This window comes from Nocardia asiatica NBRC 100129 (assembly GCF_000308415.1).
GTDB lineage: Bacteria > Actinomycetota > Actinomycetes > Mycobacteriales > Mycobacteriaceae > Nocardia > Nocardia asiatica.
Genome location: NZ_BAFS01000148.1, coordinates 1 through 1200 on the forward strand (window position 1 = coordinate 1; position 1200 = coordinate 1200).

General features: G+C 65.0%; 1 protein-coding gene. It reads left to right on the top strand.

Annotated features, from left to right (window positions below; genetic code table 11):
- Positions 1-100 precede the first annotated feature (100 nt).
- Positions 101-1189: an IS630 family transposase gene (locus ON27_RS14045; RefSeq protein ID WP_245559942.1), complete on the top strand. Its 1089-nt coding sequence runs from the start codon at positions 101-103 to the stop codon at positions 1187-1189.
- Positions 1190-1200: the final 11 nt, after the last annotated feature.

Below are 1200 nucleotides of genomic sequence, written 5' to 3' on the forward strand. Positions count from 1 at the left end.
CTAGTGCCGCGTCCAGCAAGGTTGATGCTGTATCCGTGATCGGGGTGGCGGGTTGATTAGGGGCGGGTGAGTGGTGATGCTGCCGGTGGAGGTGATGCCGGTGGCTCGGAAGCCGGATGTGTTCGTCAGAGCGGTGACGCCCGAGGAAGGTCGCAAGCTGGCCCAGATCGCTCGGCGCAGCAAGCAGCCGATCCGGATGCGGCGGGCGGTGGTGGTGATGGCCTCGGCGCAGCATCAGCCGGTGGGGTTGATCGCGAAGCTGATGCAGGTGTCGGAATCGTATGTGCGACAGGTGATTCACGACTTCAACGCGCATGGTTTCGAGGCGTTGGACCCAAAATGGAGCGGGGGCAGGCCGGCGAAGACCGATCAAGCGACGCGTGATCGGATCTGCCAGATCGCACGGTGCTGCCCCCGTGACCTGGGATGGCCGTTCGCGACATGGAGCCTGTCGAAGCTGGCAGAAGTGCTGCGGATCAATACGATCGCCGACATCAGCCGCGAAACCCTGCGGAAGATCCTGAACGCCGGTGGAGTGTCGTGGCAGGCCACGAAAACGTGGAAGGCCAGCAACGACCCGGATTTTCAGGCCAAGATGGCGCGCGTGCTCGACCTCTACGACCACCCGCCCGCCGACGGCCGCGTGGTCTGCGTGGACGAGTTCGGGCCGCTGAACCTGCAGCCGCGCCCCGGCCGCGGCTGGTTCACTGCCCGGCGGCCACGCCGGCTGCGCGCCACCTATCGCCGCACCCAGGGCGTCCGGCACATGTTCGGTGCCCTGGACCTGCGCTCAGGCCAGTTGTACTACCGGATCCGAGACCGGAAACGGTGGACGGAGTTCCTGACTTTCCTGAAATCGCTGCGAGCCCGGTGGCCGGGCCAGAAGTTGTATCTGATCTGCGACAACTACTCGGTCCACAAACGCGCCGAGGTCCGGGCATGGTGCGCGGGCAACGCCGTCGAGCTGGTATTCCTGCCCACCTACTCATCATGGCTCAACCGCATCGAGTGCGAGTTCGCCGCACTGCGGTACTTCGCCCTGAACGGCACCGACCACCGCAGTCACGGCGAACAAGACGACGCGATCAGCACCTACGTCCGCTGGCGAAACCAGCACGCAAGACCCGTCCGCGACTTCGCCGTCGGATCCAAGATCCGACACCCGCATTACCCACCGAACGTTGCCTGACACGGCACTAG